5 protein-coding genes and 1 pseudogene are annotated in these 5,151 nt (G+C 72.6%); 5 read left to right on the top strand and 1 reads right to left on the bottom strand.

Going from position 1 to position 5,151, the window contains the following annotated elements; all coding sequences use genetic code 11:
• Nucleotides 1-42 precede the first annotated feature (42 nt).
• The 5 genes from gatC (at nt 43) to AC162C_RS06455 (ending at nt 4,891) form a co-directional block, all read left to right on the top strand.
• Nucleotides 43-327 carry an Asp-tRNA(Asn)/Glu-tRNA(Gln) amidotransferase subunit GatC gene (gatC, locus tag AC162C_RS06475; RefSeq protein WP_462974255.1) on the top strand — a complete coding sequence of 95 codons (285 nt, stop codon included), beginning with the start codon at nt 43-45 and terminating at the stop codon, nt 325-327.
• A 123-nt stretch (nt 328-450) separates the two neighbouring features.
• Nucleotides 451-1,857, top strand: a complete 1,407-nt coding sequence (gene gatA / locus AC162C_RS06470; protein ID WP_484096845.1) for an Asp-tRNA(Asn)/Glu-tRNA(Gln) amidotransferase subunit GatA — start codon at nt 451-453, stop codon at nt 1,855-1,857.
• Entirely contained in the window at nt 1,854-3,266 is a 1,413-nt protein-coding gene (gene gatB / locus AC162C_RS06465) for an Asp-tRNA(Asn)/Glu-tRNA(Gln) amidotransferase subunit GatB (protein ID WP_484096844.1), read from the top strand. The genes gatA and gatB overlap by 4 nt, the downstream gene beginning before the upstream one ends.
• Nucleotides 3,267-3,362: 96 nt before the next feature.
• Entirely contained in the window at nt 3,363-4,724 is a 1,362-nt protein-coding gene (locus tag AC162C_RS06460) for a fenitrothion hydrolase (protein ID WP_484096843.1), read from the top strand.
• On the top strand, nt 4,703-4,891 hold the full coding sequence (locus tag AC162C_RS06455) for a hypothetical protein (protein WP_484096842.1): 189 nt from the start codon (nt 4,703-4,705) through the stop codon (nt 4,889-4,891). The genes AC162C_RS06460 and AC162C_RS06455 overlap by 22 nt, the downstream gene beginning before the upstream one ends.
• A 37-nt stretch (nt 4,892-4,928) precedes the next feature.
• Here AC162C_RS06455 and AC162C_RS06450 read toward each other — a convergent pair.
• Nucleotides 4,929-5,151, bottom strand: a pseudogene (locus tag AC162C_RS06450) (hypothetical protein); the annotation flags it as partial.

Here is a 5,151-nt window from a genome sequence, read left to right as displayed (position 1 = left end):
CCGGGCGGCCCGCCACGTTTCTGGAAGGATCTCCGGGAAGTCATGGCAATCACGCGCGATCAGGTGCTGCACGTCGCCAAGCTCGCCCGCCTCGACCTCCGCGAGGAGGAGCTCGAGCGGCTCACCGACGAGCTCGGGGCGATCCTCGAGGCCGTCTCGAAGGTCGCGGAGCTCGACCTCTCCGACGTGCCGCCGACGTCTCATCCGCTCGACCTCGTCAACGCCTGGGCGGACGACGAGCCGCACGCCGCCCTGCCGCTCGATGACGCGCTGGCGAACGCGCCGGCCCGCGAGGGAAGCCTGTTCCGTGTCCCACCGACCGGCTGAGGCTGTGGAGGCCGCCGCACACACGCGACACGAAGCGGTGACGCTCGTGTGGCCGCTCACGGCGTACCGTTCCGGTAGGGGGGCGCCCCGCCCCCTCGAGGGGGCGTGCGCGGAGTGCCGCCCGTGATCGACACGCTTCGCCTGACCGCGGAGGAGGCGACGGGGCTCCTCGAGCGTCGCGAGATCACGGCCGGCGAGCTCCACGCGGCGTACCGAGCGGCGATCGACGAGCGCGACCCCGAGCTCCACGCCTATCTCCGCGTCGTGGACGAGTGCGAGGGCGACGGCGTGCCGATCGCGCTCAAGGACGTGATCTCGACGCGAGGCATCGAGACGACCGCGGGATCGAGGATCCTGAGCGGGTACACGCCGGTCTTCGACGCGACCGTCGCTGCGCGGTGCAAGGCGGCCGGGCTGCCGCTCCTCGGCAAGACGAACACGGACGAGTTCGCCATGGGCTCGTCGACGGAGAACTCCGCGTACGGGCCGTCCCGCAACCCCTGGGACCCGTCCCGGGTCCCAGGCGGCTCGGGCGGCGGGACGGCCGCGGCCGTCGCGGGGGGGCTCGCTCCCTGGGGCCTCGGGTCCGACACCGGAGGCTCGATCAAGCAGCCCTCGGCCCTCTGCGGCAACGTGGGGCTTCGCCCGACGTACGGCACCGTGTCGCGCTACGGGATCGTCGCCTTCGCCTCGAGCCTCGACCAGATCGGGCCCGTCGCGAAGACGGTGCGCGACGTCGCGCTCCTCACGTCCATCATCGCCGGGCGCGACCCGGCGGACTCCACGACCGTGGAGCACCCGGAGCCGATCCGTCTGCCGGATCGGGAGGACCTGCGCGGGCTCCGGCTCGGCGTCCCACGCGAGCTGGAGGCACTGGCGGCGATCGAGCCCGGCGTGCGCGCGGCCTTCGAGCGCACCGTCGACCTCGCCCGCGAGCTCGGCGCCGAGGTCGGCGAGTGCGAGCTGCCGCTCTCGTTCGAGTACGGGCTCCCCTGCTACTACCTGATCGCTCCGGCCGAGGCGTCGTCCAACCTCGCCCGCTACGACGGTGTGCGCTTCGGCCCGCGCTCCGCAGGGGACGGCTACCGGGAGATGGTCGAGCGCACGCGCGACGACGGGTTCGGCGCCGAGCCGAAGCGACGCATCATGCTCGGGACGTACGCGCTGTCCGCGGGGTACTACGACGCGTACTACGGACAGGCGCAGAAGGTGCGCACGCTGCTCGTCCGGGAGCACCGCGACGCGCTCGAGCGGTTCGACGCGATCGTCACGCCCACGTCTCCCACCGTCGCCTTCCCGCTCGGCGAGCGGGCCGCCGATCCGCTCGCGATGTACGCGTGCGACCTGCTCACGATCCCCTCGTGCCTCGCGGGGCTCCCGGGGCTCAGCGTCCCGTGCGGGCTCTCCGACGGGCTGCCCGTCGGGCTGCAGTTGATCGGCCCGCAGTTCGGCGAGAACACGCTCTTCGCGATCGGGCACGCCCTCGAGCGTGCTCTCGGGCTCGACCCCGTCCCGGAGCGCCTGCGATGACGGACTGGCAGCCGGTGATCGGCCTCGAGATCCACGTCCAGCTGAAGACGCGGACGAAGATGTTCTGCCGCTGCCCGGTGGGCTTCGGTGCGGGGGAGAACACCCAGACCTGTCCCGTCTGCCTCGGCTTCCCGGGAGCGCTCCCGGTGCCGAACCGCGCTGCGATCGAGTGGACGATCAAGCTCGGGCTCGCACTCGGGTGCGAGATCGCGCCGCGTGCGGTCTTCGCACGCAAGAACTACTTCTACCCGGACCTGCCGAAGGGTTATCAGATATCCCAGTACGATCTACCATCTTGCATAAATGGCAGGATGATTGTCCCACTGCCGGATGGCCAACATGAAGTCGGAATCGTCCGCGCCCACCTCGAGGAGGACGCCGCGAAGAACGTCCACGTCGGCGGGCGCACCGGGCGCATCGGGGGTGCCGACTACACGCTCGTCGACTACAACCGCGGCGGCACGCCGCTCGTCGAGATCGTCACCACGCCCGACATCCACTCCGCGGAGGAGGCGAAGCGGTTCCTGCAGCTCCTGCGACAGACGATCGTCGAGCTCGGGATCTCCGACGCGGAGATGGAGAAGGGCACGCTCCGCGTCGACGCCAACGTCTCCGTCCGGCCCGCGGGCTCCGACGAGCTGCGAACCCGGACCGAGATCAAGAACATGAACTCATTCACGTTCATCGCGCGCGGCATCGAGGCCGAGGTCGCCCGGCAGATCGCCGTCTGGGACGCCGGCGGCGAGGTGGTGCAGGAGACCTACGACTTCGATGCGGCGTCGGGGGCGCTCACGGCGAGGCGCGCCAAGGAGGAGGCCGACGACTACCGCTACTTCCCCGAGCCGGACCTCGTCCCGGTCGAGCCTCCCGCCGAGCTCGTCGAGCGGCTTCGCGCCGAGCTGCCGGAGCTGCCCGCCGCGCGGATCCGTCGCCTCGCCGGCCGCCTCGACCACGAGCGCGCGCTCGTCCTCGTCACCGGCGGCCTCGACGCGCTCTGGGAGGCGACGACGACGGCCGGGGCCGACCCCGTGGCCGCCGCCAACGTGATCGCCAACAACGTCGTCGCCGCCGGTGTCCCCGCGGCCGACGTCCCGGCCGCCGAGCTCGCCCGGCTGGTCGACGCGCGGGACCGGGTGCCGCGCGGCGCGTTCGACGAGGCGATCGCCAAGCTCGCCGAGCCCGGCTTCACCGCCGACCCGTACCTCGAGCAGGAGGTCGTGTCGGACACCGCTGCCCTCGGCCCGCTCGTCGACTCGGTGATCGCCGCCCATCCCGACCAGGCCGCCGCCTACCGTGGCGGGAAGGAGGGGCTCCTGGGCTTCTTCGTCGGGCAGGTGATGAAGGAGACCAAGGGCCAGGCCGACCCCCGTGTCGTCAACGACCTCGTCCGGGAGAAGCTCTCGTCGTAGCGGCCGGGCAGGCGGCCGCAGCGACGACGAGGCAGGGATGGTGGCGCGCGAAGGGCACCTCGTGCCCGGACGGGAGGGAAGCAGGTGCGACACGAGGTGACCACCGTCGTCGCGCACGGGATCGGCGGCATCCGCGACCTGCCGGTCCCCGGGTGGCTCTTCTACTGGTCGGCGGGTGTCGTGCTCGTCGCCTCCTTCGTCCTCCTCGGCGCGCTCTGGAAGCGGCCGCAGCTCGAACGACGGGCCGACGGCCATCCGCTGTCGGAGGCGCTGTCGCGCGTCCTGCTCGGCCCGCTGCGCGTCCTCGTGCAGGTCGTGTCGGTGGCGCTGTTCGCGCTCGTCTGGGCCGCTGCGGCGTTCGGTGACACCGATGCCATCCGCAACCTCGCCCCGACGTGGGTGTACGTGGTCTTCTGGCTGGGCGTCCCGGTCCTCTGCGTGCTGTTCGGGGACGTCTGGCGAGCCCTCTCGCCCTGGCGGGCGATCGCCGACGGCGTCGTCTGGGCGCGAGAGCGGACGGGCGGCGTCGCGAGGCCGCTCGCCGCATACCCGGAGCGGATCGGTCGCTGGCCGGCGGTGGTCGCGCTCTTCGCCTTCGTCGCACTCGAGCTCGCGTACGTCGACCCCGCCTCGCCGCGTGCGCTCGCGTTCGCGATCGCCCTCTACACGTACGTGACGTTGCTCGGGATGGCCGCGTTCGGCCGGGAGACGTGGACGACGCACGGCGAGGGGTTTGCCGTCCTCTTCGGCTACTTCGCCCGTCTCGCGCCCCTCCATGCCCGCGACGGGAGGCTGTGCCTGCGCTGGCCGCTGACGGGGCTCGCGGGGCCGGAGCGCGTGCCCGGGTCGATCGCCTTCCTCGCCGTCATGCTCGGCTCGGTCGCGTTCGACGGCTACAGCCGGACGTCGACGTGGCAGGACCTCGTCGCGCGCATCGAGGGCCCCCTGGTCGTCGACGACCCCGGGCTCGCCGACCTCGCGGTGACGGCGCTCTCGCTCGGCGGCCTCCTCGTCGCCGCGGCGCTGGTCGCCGTCACGTACGAGACGGCGTGCATCGTCGCGTCGCGGATCGTGAACGCCCCCCGGTCGCTCGCCCCCGAGTTCGTGCTGTCGCTCGTCCCGATCGCCTTCGTCTACGTCGTCGCCCACTACTTCTCGCTGCTCGTGGTCCAGGGGCAGTTCGCGGTGCCGCTCCTGTCCGATCCGTTGGGGCGAGGCTGGGACCTGTTCGGGACGGCGGACGTCGTCCCCGACCTGACCGTCCTCTCGCCCAACACCGTCTGGTACGTCCAGACCGGCGCCCTCGTCGTCGGGCACGTCGCCGGGCTCACCGTCGCCCACGATCGCGCGGTCACGGTGTTCACCGACCGTCGGGACGCGCTGCGGTCGCAGTACGCGATGCTCGCGCTGATGGTCGCCTATACCGTGTGTGGGCTGTGGATTCTCTCCCGCGGCTGATCCTCCATCACCCGTTCTCCGTCGCGTCCGCGCTCGAGATCGGCGCGATCGTCGCCGTCGCCGTCCTCCTCGGGCTCGTCTGGTGGCGCGGCCGGCGACGCCAGGCGGATCGCCGACGCGCGGTCGCGCGGATGCGCGAGGGCGACCGCCCCGACGGGTCGAGCTAGGCGGCGGGCCCAGGCCTCGGATCGCATCCGCGAGCGGTCAGCGACGCGCGACGACACCCGCGTAGAGCAGGGCGACGGCCGCGAGCAGGAGCGCCGACGACTCCGCGACGCCGAGCCCCGTCAGCGCGCTCCCGAGCGCGGCGGCCGCGATACCGCCGAGCACCAGCGCGTTGCCGAGCGGGCGCCGCCGGAGCGTCGCGACGGCGACACCGGCCGCCGCGAGCGTCCCGGCCGTGTTCGCGACGAGGGCGATCACCCGG

It is taken from the genome of Gaiella sp., from assembly GCF_057140465.1.
The sequence above is the reverse complement of the archived record's forward strand: the minus strand, read 5'-3'. Positions and strand labels throughout refer to the sequence as shown.